The 15,930-nt window shown below is 33.4% G+C and carries 8 protein-coding genes and 1 pseudogene; 5 read left to right on the top strand and 4 right to left on the bottom strand.

Annotation, left to right across the window (positions count from 1 at the left end):
- Positions 1–2,338 (top strand): GH92 family glycosyl hydrolase (locus tag QZZ51_RS12625; RefSeq protein WP_366511976.1); only part of this gene is annotated, 2,338 nt, incomplete at its 5' end.
- Between the two features lie 14 nt (positions 2,339–2,352).
- A complete protein-coding gene (fucP, locus tag QZZ51_RS12620) occupies positions 2,353–3,651 on the top strand; it encodes an L-fucose:H+ symporter permease (RefSeq protein WP_291870202.1) in 1,299 nt (432 codons plus the stop codon).
- A 639-nt stretch (positions 3,652–4,290) separates the two neighbouring features.
- On the opposite strand, the gene QZZ51_RS12615 is transcribed toward fucP, so the two are convergent.
- From QZZ51_RS12615 to QZZ51_RS12605, 3 genes are all read right to left on the bottom strand, one after another.
- On the bottom strand, positions 4,291–5,784 hold the full coding sequence (locus QZZ51_RS12615) for an SLC13 family permease (RefSeq protein ID WP_291870200.1): 1,494 nt from the start codon (positions 5,782–5,784) through the stop codon (positions 4,291–4,293).
- 218 nt (positions 5,785–6,002) lie between these two features.
- Positions 6,003–8,948, bottom strand: a complete 2,946-nt coding sequence (locus tag QZZ51_RS12610; protein ID WP_291870198.1) for a TonB-dependent receptor — start codon at positions 8,946–8,948, stop codon at positions 6,003–6,005.
- 164 nt (positions 8,949–9,112) lie between these two features.
- On the bottom strand, positions 9,113–10,240 hold the full coding sequence (locus QZZ51_RS12605; protein WP_291870197.1) for a FecR family protein: 1,128 nt from the start codon (positions 10,238–10,240) through the stop codon (positions 9,113–9,115).
- A gap of 113 nt (positions 10,241–10,353) precedes the next feature.
- Here QZZ51_RS12605 and QZZ51_RS12600 point away from each other — a divergent pair, with 113 nt between their 5' ends.
- Positions 10,354–10,893 carry an RNA polymerase sigma-70 factor gene (locus QZZ51_RS12600; protein ID WP_291870195.1) on the top strand — a complete coding sequence of 180 codons (540 nt, stop codon included), beginning with the start codon at positions 10,354–10,356 and terminating at the stop codon, positions 10,891–10,893.
- Positions 10,894–11,157: 264 nt separating this feature from the next.
- Here QZZ51_RS12600 and QZZ51_RS12595 read toward each other — a convergent pair.
- A pseudogene (locus tag QZZ51_RS12595) lies at positions 11,158–11,316 on the bottom strand (type IV secretory system conjugative DNA transfer family protein); the annotation flags it as partial.
- 323 nt (positions 11,317–11,639) lie between these two features.
- Between QZZ51_RS12595 and QZZ51_RS12590 the strand changes: the two are divergent.
- Together QZZ51_RS12590 and QZZ51_RS12585 are read left to right on the top strand one after the other, a co-directional pair.
- On the top strand, positions 11,640–12,194 hold the full coding sequence (locus QZZ51_RS12590) for a DUF4347 domain-containing protein (RefSeq protein ID WP_291870193.1): 555 nt from the start codon (positions 11,640–11,642) through the stop codon (positions 12,192–12,194).
- A 10-nt stretch (positions 12,195–12,204) separates the two neighbouring features.
- On the top strand, positions 12,205–15,930 hold a 3,726-nt coding region (locus QZZ51_RS12585; protein WP_291870191.1), incomplete at its 3' end, for an Ig-like domain-containing protein.

Raw genomic sequence — 15,930 nt, 5'->3', positions numbered from 1 at the left:
TAAAATTATGATAAAAAGTATTCAAAAAATAACAACAATATTTGTGCTTGCATCTATGCTTTCTTGTTCGGATAAGGCTAGCAAAAAAGTCGCTTTAATAAATAACCTACAAGATCCTAATTTAGTAGATTTTGCAAATCCGTTAATGGGAACAGACTCTAATTTTAGTCTTTCTAATGGAAATACCTATCCGGCTATTGCACGCCCATGGGGAATGAATTTCTGGACACCACAAACTGCTAAAATGGGAGACGGTTGGGCTTATAAGTATGATGATACTACCATAAGAGGGATAAAACAGACCCATCAACCAAGTCCGTGGATTAATGACTATGCTGCATTTTCTCTTATGGCTGTAACAGGTGAGCTTAAATACCAAGAAGACGAAAGAGCTTCTTGGTTTTCACATAAAGCAGAAGAAGTAAAACCATACCATTACAAAACATATTTAGCAGATTACGATGTGACTGCAGAAATTGCTCCTACAGAAAGAGCAGCTATATTTAGATTTACTTTTCCAGAAAAAGATGCTTCCTATCTTATATTAGATGCTTTTAATAAGGGGTCTATGGTAAAGATAATTCCTGAAGAAAGAAAAATTATTGGTTATTGTAGAAACAACAATGGAGGAGTACCCGAAAATTTCCACAACTATTTTGTTGCAGTTTTTGATAAAGATTTTAAATGGAAACATACTTGGGCAGATGATTGGAAATTGAATAAAAATTCCACAGATAGTGAAGGAGAGCATGTGGGAGCCATTATAGGTTTTGAAACTAAATTAGGAGAACAAGTTCATGTAAAGGTAGCCTCATCATTTATTAGTTTAGAGCAAGCAGAACTTAATCTCCAACAAGAAATAGGAGAAAAATCCTTTAAAGATGTCAAGACAGAAGCCAAAGCATCATGGGAAAAGGAATTTCAAAGATTATTAGTTGAAGATGATAATATTGATAATCTCCGTACATTTTATTCTTGTCTATACAGACTTTTATTGTTTCCAAGAAAGTTTTATGAAATAAATAAAGCAGGAGAGGTGGTACATTATAGTCCATACAATGGGGAAGTTCTACCAGGCTATATGTTTACAGATAATGGCTTTTGGGATACATTTAGAGCTGTATTTCCATTTTTTAATCTCATGTACCCGGAACTGAATAGTCAAATTATGGAAGGTTTGGCAAACACCTATAAAGAATCTGGCTGGTTACCAGAATGGGCAAGTCCAGGACATCGAGATTGTATGATAGGTTCAAATTCTGCAACCATAATCGCAGATGCCTATCTAAAGGGAAATATGAAAGAAAAGGATCAAGAAGTGCTATTAGAAGCCGTATTAAAAAATGCCAATGTAAACGAAGGCCGTCCCGTAAAATCTGTTGGAAGAGAGGGCGTTGATTATTATAATAAGCTGGGCTACGTCCCTTATAATGTTGGAATCCATGAGAATGCTGCTCGCTCATTAGAATATGCCTATGCAGATTTTACTATTGCAGCCATGGCAGAAAAGATGAACAAACCTAAAATTTCAAAACGATTCTACAAACAATCAAAAAATTATAAAAAACTGTTCGACCCAGAATCTAAATGGATGCGTGGAAAAAATGAAGATGGAACTTTTCAATCGCCTTTCAACCCCCTAAAATGGGGAGATGCATTTACAGAAGGGAATAGTGTACATTATTCATGGTCCGTATTCCATGATATGCAAGGTCTTATAAACCTCATGGGAGGCGATGTAGCATTTACAAAAATGTTAGATACTGTATTTACTATGCCTCCTAAATTTGATAATTCTTATTATGGATTTACCATACATGAAATTAGAGAAATGCAGATTGTAAATATGGGGAATTATGCACACGGAAACCAGCCAATACAACACCTAATTTATCTATATAATTATGCTAAGCAACCATGGAAGGCACAAAACAAAGTGCGAGAGGTTATGAAAAAATTATATGCCGCAACCCCAGATGGATATTGTGGAGATGAAGATAATGGACAAACATCAGCATGGTATGTGTTTAGTGCCTTAGGCTTTTATCCTGTTACCCCAGGTGCACCACAATATGTATTGGGGAGCCCACTCTTTGATAAGGTAACTATGAGTTTACAAAACGGAAATACATTTACGATTGAAACAGATAATAACAAGGACGATAATCACTATATACAATCGTTGAAATTGAATGATACTAACTATAATAATACATGGTTAGACTATAATGACATCCAAAAAGGAGGCCGTTTGCTTTTTGAAATGAATGGTACTCCAAACAAAAAATTTGGAGTTTCTACGTCATCCAGACCTTTTTCTTTAACTAAAACTAACTAATTTATTATATAATTATGTGTAAAAAACCAGCAGTAGTATCCAGAAAAAATCTTATTCCTTTTATTTTGGTGGCTTCACTATTTGCCTTATGGGGTTTTGCTAATGCTGTAACGGATCCTATGGTTCAAGCTTTCAAAAAAGTATTAGAATTATCAAATTCTCAAGCAGCTTGGGTGCAAATGGCATTCTATGGAGGCTATTTTTGTATGGCATTGCCAGCTGCCATATTTATGAGAAAATATTCATATAAAACAGGTATATTAATAGGTTTAGGCTTATATGCTGTTGGAGCTTTATTGTTCTATCCAGCGGCTACAACAGAGCAATTTTGGTTCTTCTGTTTAGGATTGTACATTTTAACATTCGGTTTGGCATTCTTAGAAACTGCTGCAAACCCATATGTTCTGGCTATGGGAGCGAAAGAAACAGCCATACAGCGTTTAAACTTAGCACAAGCCTTTAACCCTATTGGGCTCATTGCAGGCTTGTTTGTAGCACAACAATTCGTGTTAAATAATTTGCAATCAGATGATATACAAGATTTTAGTTCTTTAGAGGAAGCTTCAAAAATTTTGATTAAAACATCCGATTTATTAGTGATTCGTAATCCCTATGTAATCTTAGGGTTAGTGATTCTAGGTGTTTTTATTTTATTTATAATTAGTAAGATGCCTCAATCTAAAGATAAAGACGGGATGCTTAGTATAGGAGGTACTTTTGCAATCTTAGCCAAAAATAAAAAGTATATGTTGGGCATATTAGCTCAGATTTTATACGTAGGTGCTCAGATTATGTGCTGGACTTATATTTATCAATACGCTGAAGCTATTGGCATGGATAGTGTTACGGCTGGCTATTACCAAATGGCAGCATTTGGGCTATTTACTTTAGGGCGTGCTGTTGGAACTTACCTTTTAAGATTTACGAGCTCTGGCAAATTGCTTATGTATTTTGCCAAATTAGCCTTGGTATTTGTGATTGGTACTATATTTATAAAAGACATAGTTGGTCTTTATAGTTTGGTTGGTGTTTCCTTTTGTATGTCATTAATGTTTCCTACTATTTATGGAATTGCGCTTGGCGGTTTAACCGAAGAACAATCTAAAGTAGGGTCTGCCGGTTTGGTAATGGCTATTGTAGGTGGTGCACTCATGCCAAAAATACAAGGTATTCTTATTGATATCGGTGGAAATGGAGTGGCCGATATAAAGATACTGGGTGTTTCTGAGGTGAACTTTTCATTTACGCTTCCATTCTTATGTTTTATCTATATCGCTTGGTATGGATTGTGGATTTATAAAAAATATGAATAAAAAAAATGATGAATGAAGATTGATTAAAGAACAATTTAGTATAACGTTTTTAATATTAAAAATGTATGAAATTATATCCTTTGAAATTTAATCCAGTCTATAATTATCGCATCTGAGGAGGAAATAAATTAAATAAAAATGATAAAGAAGATTTTGTAGGAAATTTCAGATATGTGAGAAAATGAGACTAAGGTATCCGAAAGGAATGTAGGCTTTCCCTTTTTAGGAGACCTCTAAATTCGACAAATAATTGTGAAAAAGGATGAAAGGTCGCTCATCTCGTCGATTACAGTAGGAGTTTCTTGACTTGAAGAAAGGATATTAGGGCAATAAATATTTTTGTGAGTGGTTATGGGGTTTGGAGCACGGGTTATATTACAGATAAAATGGTTAATCAGTATTTAGAGGATTATAGATGCAAATATTCTCGGTATAACATTAATTTCATATTAGAATAGATATAAAGGACTTTCAGTCCTTAGTCAAACAGGGTAGTTTAGTTTTAATAATATAATAAAATGCAAAAAAACCTCCCCGTAAAGGGAGGTTAAATAAACAAACTCAAATATTAAATGAAACTCGACTACATTTAATGTTTTCAATTTTTTTCTGTCTACATTATGAATTTTATGTATGTTTTTATTTCACCCAACTAGGTAACTCATTTAATCCAAAATAAGGCACAATTATTAGATATGCTGCTAGTGTAATAATAATGATTGTAATGAAGTTCATCCAGATTCCTGCTTTTGCCATCTCCGAAATACTTATTCTCTCGCTTGAAAAAATAACAGCATTTGGTCCCGTTCCCGAGGGCATACAAAAAGCACAAGAACAAGCAAAAGTAGCTGGTATCATTAATAAATAGGGGTGTATTGCACTACTTATTGCTATGGTTGCCAAAATAGGTAAAATAATATTTGCCGTTGCTGTATTAGAATTTATTTCGGTTAGAAACGTTATGGAAAAAATAATAATCAATAAAATATAAAAAACAGGCAATTCACTGAAAAAACTAATTTGTTCCCCAAGCCATAAAGCCAAGCCTGTTACTTTAAAACTTTGTGCTATGGCATATCCACCACCTACTATCATTACTACTCCCCATGGGATACTTTCTGCTATTTTCCAGTTCAACAGAAAGGTTTTTTTGCCATTTTCCTTTTTTCCGGTGGGGGTAACAAACATCATTAGCACACCTATAAATGCAACGGTGGTGTCATTGGCATATTGAGAAAGGCCTAAAAGATCGCTCCACCCTGGAATTATAAAACTACCTAATACAATATCTTTCCTGAAAATCCATCCCATAGCAACAAATAAAAACACGGCTAGAACTCTTTTTTCGGCAGTTGTGATTTTGCCAAGGGCGGTATACTCTTCATTAATAACCTCAATTCCTCCAGACACTTCACCTTTAATTTTAAAATAACGAATTAAAAATAACCATGCTACAGGTAAAATAATAATAACTAATGGTACTCCTATAACTAACCAATTGAAAAATGTAATTTCTGGTGCAGCAGGAAATAAAGAGCTAATTATTCCTGCAAATACTAAATTAGGAGGTGTTCCTATAAGAGATGCCATCCCGCCAATACTTGCCGCATAAGCAATTGATAACATAAGTGCTATGCTAAATTTTCTTGTCGATTTACCAGTGCTTTCTTCTTTTGCCGCTATTGCTAATGCTATAGGCAACATCATTAACGCTACTGCTACATTTGCTAACCACATGGATAAAAATGCTGTAGCGATCATAAAGCTTAGTATAATATTTCTTTTGTTAGAACCAATAAACTTAATGGTAACCAATGCTATGCGCTTGTGTAGGTTTTGGTACTCTATTGCCTTTGCAATAATTAACCCACCAAGTAACATGAGCACAAAACTGTGCGAATAATTTTCTGCAGTTTCATTCGCCGTTAATACGCCTAAAAGAGGGTATAGTGCCAAAGGCACGAAGGCGGTTACATAAACAGGAATGGCTTCAGTAATCCACCATACTGCCATAAGTGCCACTACGGCTAAGGCTTTCATAGCAGAGGGTTCTAGGCCATTAGGCACTGGTACTATTAAAAAAATAAAAAACAATAATAAGCCCAAAATAAGTCCTACTTTTTTTGATTGCATAGGTATGAATGAGTGTTAGTGATTTAATATTAATTTTATGATTATACCTTACGGTTAATTTGTGTAGTGTATAAATAAAAGGAAGTTTTGGATTCTAGTGGTGTGCACATTTTTCAATGTGTTTGTCTTTTTATCATAAATATTTATCTAGGATTAAAAATTGGGAAGTAAATAAAAAATAATTACTCCCCAATTTTCTTAAAAACTACACTTAGAAATTACCAGTTATAGTTTAGAGCAAGGTTTAAAAACCTTCCTTGAGTTCCAAATTGGTTAGTTCTTCTAGAATAAATAACTTCTCCTCTTACGTTAGGAGAAAACAACATGTCTGGATATGTATCAAAAATATTATTTGCCCCGGCTGTGATTGAAAATTTATTACTCATATTGTAAACTACAGAAAGATCCATAATTGTCTTTGGTGAAAAAACTTGAAAAGTACCATTGTCATCAATAGTTTCCCTAGCATCTGTAACTTCTCCGAAATTAGAACCTCTAGCAGTAAAACCAAATTTTCCTGTTGTATAGGTTCCAGATAGAATAATTTTTCTAGAAGGTGTTCCCTTGGTTAAAAAAGTAACATCACGATCATCTACAATACTAATGCCTTGGCTCGTGAAAACATCTGATTCGTTAATGCTTTCTACTTTTGTTTTATTTAGGTTAAGCCCTAAAGAAAAATCTAGTTTATCTTCTCCTAAATATTCAGAATATGTTCCTACAAAGTCAAAACCAGTAGTAGAAGTATTTAAGGCATTTGTAAAAATATTTACTTCATCGTAACCCGCACCATCAAATTCTGTAAATAAACTAGCATCAATTCCACTAGAAATTACGATTCTATCATCTATAGAAATCCGGTAGCCATCAAACGTAAAAGAAAATTTTTCACTTGGTTTAAACGTTAAGCCAACAGCAAAATCCAAGGATGTTTCTGGTTTTAAGCTAATGTCTCCAAATGCTCTTTGAGCTAATGGGTTTGTTACGGGTAAAAATGGAGTTACTATTGTATTTCCATCATCATCAAAAGTGGTTTGAGCAAAATTACTGTATTCTACTTGGGCTAGAGCAGGAGCTCTAAAGGAACGATTTACAGAGGCTCTTAAAGATGCTTTATCTCCGAGCTTATACCTTCCTGCTATTTTATAAGAAAAATCAGAACCAAAATCACTATAGTTTTCAAATCGTATTGCGGCAGTTGTTAAGAAATTATCTGTAATATCCGCTTCAACTTCGGTATAAAATCCAATGTTATTTCTGGTAAACCTTCCTTCTGTTACATCAGAAAAACCTTCTCTTCCAGATGATCCTATATCGTTTCCTACTACGGATCCAATTTGCCAAGAAGCAGCTTCTCCTTGTGTTTGCTTGTAGGACTCATATCTTAGCTCTGAACCAAATAATAAAGAAACCTTGTCGTAATTTTTTACAAAGTCAGCATTAAAAACGGTTTGGGTTACTTGTAAACCTCCTGTGAAAAATTCTGTAGGAGAATTTATTCCTAAGCTTGGGTTTACGGCATTTTCAATAAATAACTGTAAATCGTTACCACTATAACCAGCACTTAAATCTAAGGACCAGTCATTGTTTAGTTTTCCTTTTACTCCAGTTAAAATTTGCCAATCGGTAAGTACAGATGGTGTAACTGGGTTGTATCCGTTTGGATAGATTTCTAAAACGGCTCTTTCATCTCTAGCTGGAGCCCTAGAAAAAATGCTCCCAACAATTCTTTTTCTTAAAAGACCTCCGAAAGTATAAAAATCCCAGTTTTCATCAATTTCATTTCCTGCATTTATGTATAAACTTCCATTAGTGTTCTTTACGCTACCTAATACGGTTCTGTCTAAATCTATTCCGTTTAGTAATCTCTGTTCTTCATCAATAGCTTGGTTTTCTGCATCGCTAAGGTTTTGGTCGTCTGGATACCATCCTTCTGAATGGGTGTATTCTCCTGATCTATCATATGGTTCGCTATTTTGAAAGTTTATGGTAGTATTGATAAACCCTTTTTCTCCCCAAGGCAAACCAAAATTTAAAGATAATTGAGCAGTTTCACCATCTTTTACAGTTCCATAGATAGATTCTCCATCAAGATTGGCATTGCTTCCTATATCATCGTATTTGGGGTTGGATAGACCTGATCCCGTATAAAATTTAAAAGACCCGCCAGACCTTGCGTCGTTTAATTGTAAATTCATTACACCTGCAATGGCATCTGATCCATATTGGGCAGCGGCACCATCTCTTAATATTTCTACTCTTTTTACAGCTGCTGAAGGAATAGAATTAATATCATTTCCTAATTGTCCTTTACCAACACCGTGATTTAAACTAAAAAAAGAAACTTTATGTCTTCGTTTTCCATTTACTAATAATAACGTTTGGTCCGTTGCTAATCCTCTTAATGAAGCGGGGTCTATTAATGGTGCTAAATCATTAATTCCAAATTTTACAGCGTTAAATGAAGGCGCGCTGTATTGTAATTGTTGACCTATGTCTGGTTGTCCAGTGTTACTCAATTCTGCAACACCAATAACATCTACTGGTACGGCACTGTCTAAATTAGAACGTGGCTTACCTCTAGAACCTAATAAGGTTACTCCATCGAGACTTTGTGCATTTTCATTTAATGTAATGTTATAATTTGTGGCAGTACCTACAATAATTTCTTTTTTTTGAAATCCTACGTAGGATATTACAAGTATAGGAGAATCTCCTTCTACTGCTAATGAAAATTTTCCATCAAAGTCAGTGGTAGTTCCTATAGATGTTCCTTTTAAAACAATTGATGCACCTGGTAAAGGTTCGCCATCACTGCCAGTAATAATACCTCTTATTTCTTTTTTTTGTACTTTAAAAGAGAGCATTTTTTTTGTCAAAACAATTTGTTTCTCTATAATTTTATATTCAATTAGAGTATTTTGGAACAAACGATTTAGAACGTCTTGAGTAGTCTCATTTTCGGCTTCAAAAGAAATTTTGTTTTTAATATTAATATCGTCATTTCTATATAAAAACTTAAAATCGGTTTGACTTTTAATTTCATTAAGAACTTGTTTTATTGTTACATCCTTTAAATTGAAAGTTACTTTCTGCTGTGCGTAACCTTCATAAGGAAAGGCCTGCATTATTGATAGTAAAATTAGAATAAGGGAAAGTTTCATTTTTAAATTGTTTTTTAGTAAACAATTAGATTTTTCCTTAAAAAAGGAAAGGAACATGTTTTTTTTCATAATTTTGAATGGTTTTTGATTATTAGAAAATTCGTCTTTAATGGTCTTAATCTTTGGGAAATGTTAGCGCATTTCCCTTTTTTTATCATATAGGTCTAGTTTTTAATAGTTATTTTATTATTGTTTATTTCATACTCAAAATGAAAATTGGACGAAAGGGCTTTAAAAATGGTTTCTATATTTTCAATGTCGAATTGACCTGTAAAGCGTTCGTTTTTTATTTGCTCGTTTTCATTTATAATCTCAACATTGTATGTTCTCTCTATTTTAGTAATAAGACTTTCAAAAGGCGTGTCATTAAATATTATTATTTTCTGTATCCAAGAAGTATAATCTAATGTATTGACCTCCTTAGAGGTTAAAACCATGTTTGTTTTTTGATAGGATGCTTGAAAACTTGGTTCTAGAATTATTGAATTATTAGTATCGTTAGTGTCAACCACATTAACAGAACCTTCTACAAGAGTTGTATTTATAAATTGATCATTCGCATAGGAGGAAACATTAAATTTAGTTCCTAATACTTTTATATCTATACCATTAGCGTATACTACAAATGGGATGTCTTTATTATGCGCTACATCAAAAAAAGCTTCGCCTTCTAATATAACTGTTCTAGTTTTTAGGGTGCTAACAAATTTCTTTGGATATTTTATTTTGGTGTCGGCGTTAAGCCATACAACAGTACTATCTGATAATACAAGCCTAAAAATCTGACCTTTTGGTGTTTTAATTTCATTATAAGCTAAAAGTTCTTCTGATGTGGAATCTATATAGGATAGCTCTTCTTTGTCTTTATCTAATAGTTGAGTAGAACCATCATTAAGGGTTAATATAATTTCATTACTAACATTATTACTAGGCTTTATATTTTTAGAAACTTGATTCGTATTTTTATCTTTCGATTCTATTGAATTATTTATGAAATAAATACTAGAAACTAGGATTGCAACAGCAGCTGCATATTTGTAATATTTTTTATAAGAAAAAATATGTACTTGTTTATTTTCTCTTTTCTTAATACTTTCTTTGAATTCTTTGAATTCTTCGAAAGCTTCTTGCGCATCTACAATTTCGTTTCTAGAATCATTGAGCATATAATAAGTTATTTCCTCCTTAAAAATTTGAATATTGTTTTCATCCTCAGATAACCAGTTATAGAGTTTCCTTTCTTCTAGCTTATTAGAACTCCCTTGAAGATATTTGTTAATTATTAATTTCATAATCTATTGTACTATTATATAGTAACTATGCAGATATAATGAAAAACCCCTAGTTAATTCTTAAAATTTATTATTTTTATCAAAATTATTATTAAAAAATTCTTTTAAATATTATGAATGAAGAATTTTCTAAGTCTTTAAAAAATGGAGACTTGAATGCTTATAACAAATTGTTCAACACCTATTATTCTAGGTTATTTAATTATGCGTTAAAATTATCAAATGATAAAAGTGTTGCTAAAGATGTAGTGCAAGAAGCATTCATTAAGCTATGGTTAAGCAAGCAAAATATAAAACCAGATTTATCCATTGGAAATTATTTATTAAAGATTTGTCATAATGAGTTTTTGATTCATGCTAGAAAAAGAAAGAAAGAAAGGGCTTTACTCGATAAAATAAAAATAGAAACTACTTACGAAATGTTTACTTCTAATGAAGATGAGGTATCTCGTATAGATATGGTAAAAGAAGGAATAGATAAATTATCTCCCAAATGTAAGGAAGCTTTTATACTAAGTAAATATGAAAAAATGAAGTATAAAGTAATTGCTGAAAAAATGGGAATATCGATAAAGACTGTTGAAAATCATATTTCAAAAGCTTACAGTGAATTAAGAAAAAATTTACAGCATTTATCGATACTATTTTTTTGAAATAAAAATTTACTTCCCTCTAAATTCTTTTAAAATTCAACCGGAATTTATTTTTTTTATTAGATTCTAAATTTTGGAGAACTCTACAATTTAAATAGCTTTTCTTTACCCTTACCATCTGTAAAAGCTATAGAATTACCCTGTTTTAATCTAAAAAATATGAGTTCTTCGTTTATATACTTTTTTTCTCTGTAGTATTTGGGTATTAGAAAAAGAGATTAAAAGCCTTTACTTACACATGTCATTTTCATTTTGTCTGCCCACAAAATACTCGTAATATTTAGGCGTACCTAGATTATTTACTTTTCCAAAAACAGAGTAGGGTAAATTACTTAGAATTGTTTTACTGCCCTTTTCACCGTAGAGCATATCATTCTGTATTTTATCCTACATCAGGTAAATAGCAGCAATGTCATAACTTTTTTAATTTGTTCATTCCTAAGGCTTATTTGTTTGATGACTATTTTAACCTCTAAATAAGTTTGGAGTATTCTTCTAAGTTTAAAAGCTTGATATACAAGAAATGGTTTCTTTAGAAGAAAAGAAAGAAACCCCTATTCTCTTCGAAAAAAAATAGGAATCGTAGAAGCTTGTTGCAGATACAATGTAAACTTATTTGTTGTAAATATTGCCTAGGTATTAGTTTACAACAAAATATAAGTAGCTCACAACATTTGTAGGAAAAAACCTAACAATTGATATAAATTGGCGTTTAAATCTAAAATAATTCAATTAAACTTTAATTTATGAAACCTACCAAATTACCTCATAAGAGGTTCCCCTTGATTTTAACTATGCTATTGCTCGTTTGTTTTGGATTACAAGCGCAATCTAAAAATCTTGTTGTAATAGATTCGCAATTTCCAGACAAAGAACAAGTAATAAGTTCATTATCTTCTAATGAGATGGTATTAGAATTAACAGGTTCTAGTAACCCTTGGAGTGAAATTCGAAAAAAATTAGAATCTAATAAGAGTATTAAAACAATTCATCTTTTTGCAAATGCTTCCTATAATGCATTACAAATAGGAGGGCTTACATACGATGTAAATTCTGTCAATGACGAATTTGAGCTAAGTATGTTAGAGGGTCTATATCAAGGTGAACACCTTCAATTACTTATTTATAATTGCAATTTAGCATCTAATGTAGATGGTTTGGCATTAATAAAGGCAATTGGAGAAAAAGCTTATTTCAATGTTGGTGCATGTACTACTTGTGTCTCAATCTTTGATAATACATTCCAATTCGATTATTGGTCCATTAATCAAACAGTAAGTAATTCAATTTTAAAACAATAAAAACCCCTATATGAAGAATATATTTAAACACTCCTTAGTGTGGGTATGCTTGGTGTATACCAGTATATCGTTTGCACAAACTGTAGATATGACTGTACAGCAAGGGCCAAACATTGATGTTATGGTTACAGTTGGTTCTGCGCAACTAGATTTAACTCCTTTTGAGGCAGATTTAGAGACCGCTTTAATAAATAAAGGCCTTCCTTTAGGAAAGCTTCGTGTAGAAGCTTTTGAAAGGAGCACCATATCATCGGATCAAGCCGATGCTAGTGATATTTTTAATAGCTGGAATAAGATGGATTTTAATGGTGCTGAACCACCAAATGCCCATAATTCTCTTGGAGGAGGTGGTGTTTATAGCGGACCATATTTTTCTTTTGATTCAGTAACAAATCAAATTTTAGCAGATCCTGTAGCTAGGAATTCAGGTAACTATGGTGTTGCTATGTATGACCCTACTGGAGATGTATCGGATGGTACTATTTCTGCAACTTTTGGTCTTTCTGGAGCACCGTATCAGCATGCAGAAGTTGGTTTTATTTTTAGAAAGGTCGATAATGATAATTTTTACGCCTATATCATAGATAACCATACTGCATGTGGTAATCTTAGAAATTATGCGAGTGGTGATGGTTATCCTGCTGAGGCAATTTTAAAAAGAGAAAATGGAGTTACAACAATTTTAGCAGTTAATACAAGTAGTGGACAATCTGGTTCTGCACCATATGGATGGAATGGAAGTAGAGCAGATATGTTTTCTGCTTTTGCGAATGGTCAAAGCATTGATTTTAAAATAGAAATGTCTGGAAATGATATTAAGGTTTCTCGTAAAGGAGGAGGAGGTAATGCAGGAACAGATTGGATAGAATCATTCAATATTACCGATACAACACATTCTTCAGGAAGTTATGGTTTTTACGTTCACGAACAGCAAAATGCATATTTTAAAGATATAGCTATTGAAAAATTATCATTAAGAGCTTTTAAAGATGTTTTAAGAGAACCACAATGGAGAAATAGTGCATTGCGTTTTAACGTAAACTTAGATGATATAGAAGTTGCAGATTTTGATGTAGATTCAGATTTATCTGAAATTTTAATGCGTACCATTAATGAAGATATACACTATATAGGATGGGGCGTAAATGCCAATAAAACACAGTTTGAACGTTTTGTAGCCCAGAACAACCAAAAAGGAACTTTTGTTAATAGAGATGAAACGGCATATAGTAATTGGATAGATCAAATTGCACAATACATTTATGATCAATACACTTTTGGAACAGTAAGTGCCGGAGATTATTTTATTGCAGGGACCTCTGTAGAAATTGCAGTAACTCCAACAGAGTTAAAGAAAAATACGGCTAATGCAAGTTACCCTAACGGACGTTGGAAAATAACACATGATGAAACTTTTTTCCCGAATAATAGCGGAAAAGTATCTTGGAATAATCTTTATTTAGAAGATGTGCCTGAGTTTTATGAAAAAACAGGAAAATACGATTTTACTTTTGAAGATTTAGCAACAGCACCAACAACGCTTTTCTTCCATAGAAAGCCAGTGGCTAGCTTTACGTATAGCCCATCGACAGGGACACTAGTAGATAATTCTTATGATTTAGATGGTGGTACAAACAACGGAATTGCACAATCCGAATGGAAATGGAAATCTGTAGATGCAGGCACAACAGATGATTGGACTATAGGACAGTTTAATCCAATAGGGAAGCCAGATGGGCAGTATTTAATAATGTTGACGGTACAAGATCATCAAGGAACATACAGTAAGCCAGCAAGTGTTTATGTAGAGAAAACATCTACACCTCCTACAAATGATGATTTGCCACTAGCTCAATTTAATATTTTACCAGATGTGTTAACTACATATACTGGTGCCATGACAATAGCTATAGAGAATAATTCAGCAGATCCTTACGGAAGAACCCTTACCGCTGAAGAGTGGATTGTAACGCAGCGAACGTACGATAATGATGGTAATCCTACAGATGTTGAAATATATAATTCTACAACACCAATGACCGACTTTTCCACATATAACACGGAAAGCGCGGAGTATATAATTAGTTTAAGAACGCAAACAGATACTGGGGTATGGTCCTTACCATTTTATAGAACGTTGAATATAATTCACGATGCATCGAATCCAACAATTACGGCTTCGCCAGCAAACGGAAACGTTACAACAGATGATAATATTACATTAACTTTTACAGATGAAGGTTCTGGAAGTGGTTTTGATGTACAACGTTATGCGTTAACGCAAAATGCTACACCACCAGCAACCAATGATGCTAATTGGAGCTCATGGAGTAACAGTCAGTCTAAAGATGTTTCTTTTTCTACAGGAGGTAGTGGATGGTATATTCATGCAGAAGCTAAGGATAACGCTGCAAATACAGGCGCGACTTCTTTTGGCCCTTATAATTTAACATTGATAGTTAGTGCAGAAGATGATTTAGCTTTAACAGATGAAGACACCACTTCGGACCCTATAAATGTATTGTATAATGATAATTATGATGCAGGAGGAACGGTTACTGTTACAATAGATACGCAAGGAACAAAAGGTGTAGCAATCGTTGACGGAAATGACAATATTGTATATACGCCAAACGAGAATGAGAATGGGACAGATTCTGTAGTTTATCAATTAGATAATAACGGAACAATAACTACAGGAACCATTACCATGTCTATTCAAGCAGTAGATGATTTGCCAGTAGCAGTAGCAGAAAGTTTTCCAGTAGATGAAAATGCAATTCTTAATGAAGATGTTTCAGCAAATGATATAGAAGTAGATGGCGATGCACTAACCTATTATTTAGTAGATAGTCCAGCACATGCAGCTTCATTTACTTTTAATACTGATGGAACGTTTACTTACGAGAATAATGGAGATGAAGTTACTACGGATAGTTTTACTTATAGATATGAAGACGCAAATAATCTATCGGCTATAGTTACAACAACTTTAAATGTAGCACTACAAAATGATTTACCAGTAGGAGGTAATTTAACGATGGAAGTTATAGAAGATATTGGTTTTAGTTTTGAGCCGTCAAGTTTCACTTTCACGGACGATGATATTAATGATGCTTTTAATGGAATCCAAGTGACAGCGATTCCAAGTCCTGGAACCTTAACTTATAATGGTAGTCCAGTTCAAAATAACGACCTTATAGAGGATGTAACCAAATTAGTTTTTACAACCTCTCCAGATGGTTTTGGAACAAATTACTCTTCTTTTAGCTTTAAAGTAAAAGATAATTCAGATGGTTTAAGTACGCAAGCGTATAGTATGACTTTAGATGCATTGCAAGATACAGACGGCGATGGCACTCCAAATACAACAGATACGGATGACGATAACGATGGTACTTTAGATACAGAAGACGATTTTCCGTTGGATGAAAACGAAGATACCGATACCGATGGAGATGGTACAGGCGACAATGCGGATACGGATGACGATAACGATGGTACATTAGATACCGAAGACGATTTTCCGTTAGATGAAAACGAAGATACCGATACCGATGGAGATGGTACAGGCGACAATGCGGATACGGATGACGATAACGATGGTACATTAGATACCGAAGACGATTTTCCGTTAGATGAAAACGAAGATACCGATACCGATGGAGATGGTACAGGCGACAATGCGGATACGGATGACGATAACGATGGTACATTAGATACCGAAGACGATTTT

Source organism: Maribacter sp., assembly GCF_016744255.1.
Lineage (GTDB): Bacteria > Bacteroidota > Bacteroidia > Flavobacteriales > Flavobacteriaceae > Maribacter_B.
Note: the sequence above shows the minus strand (reverse complement) of the source record. Positions and strands in the feature narration are given on the sequence as shown.

What these genes read in the sequence shown, in the direction of transcription:
- QZZ51_RS12615 (WP_291870200.1), bottom strand. Translation starts at nt 5,784, where the DNA reads ATGCAATCAAAAAAAGTAGGACTTATTTTGGGCTTATTATTGTTTTTT.
- QZZ51_RS12600 (WP_291870195.1), top strand. Translation starts at nt 10,354, where the DNA reads ATGAATGAAGAATTTTCTAAGTCTTTAAAAAATGGAGACTTGAATGCT.
- QZZ51_RS12590 (WP_291870193.1), top strand. Translation starts at nt 11,640, where the DNA reads ATGAAACCTACCAAATTACCTCATAAGAGGTTCCCCTTGATTTTAACT.
- fucP (WP_291870202.1), top strand. Translation starts at nt 2,353, where the DNA reads ATGTGTAAAAAACCAGCAGTAGTATCCAGAAAAAATCTTATTCCTTTT.
- QZZ51_RS12610 (WP_291870198.1), bottom strand. Translation starts at nt 8,948, where the DNA reads ATGAAACTTTCCCTTATTCTAATTTTACTATCAATAATGCAGGCCTTT.
- QZZ51_RS12605 (WP_291870197.1), bottom strand. Translation starts at nt 10,240, where the DNA reads ATGAAATTAATAATTAACAAATATCTTCAAGGGAGTTCTAATAAGCTA.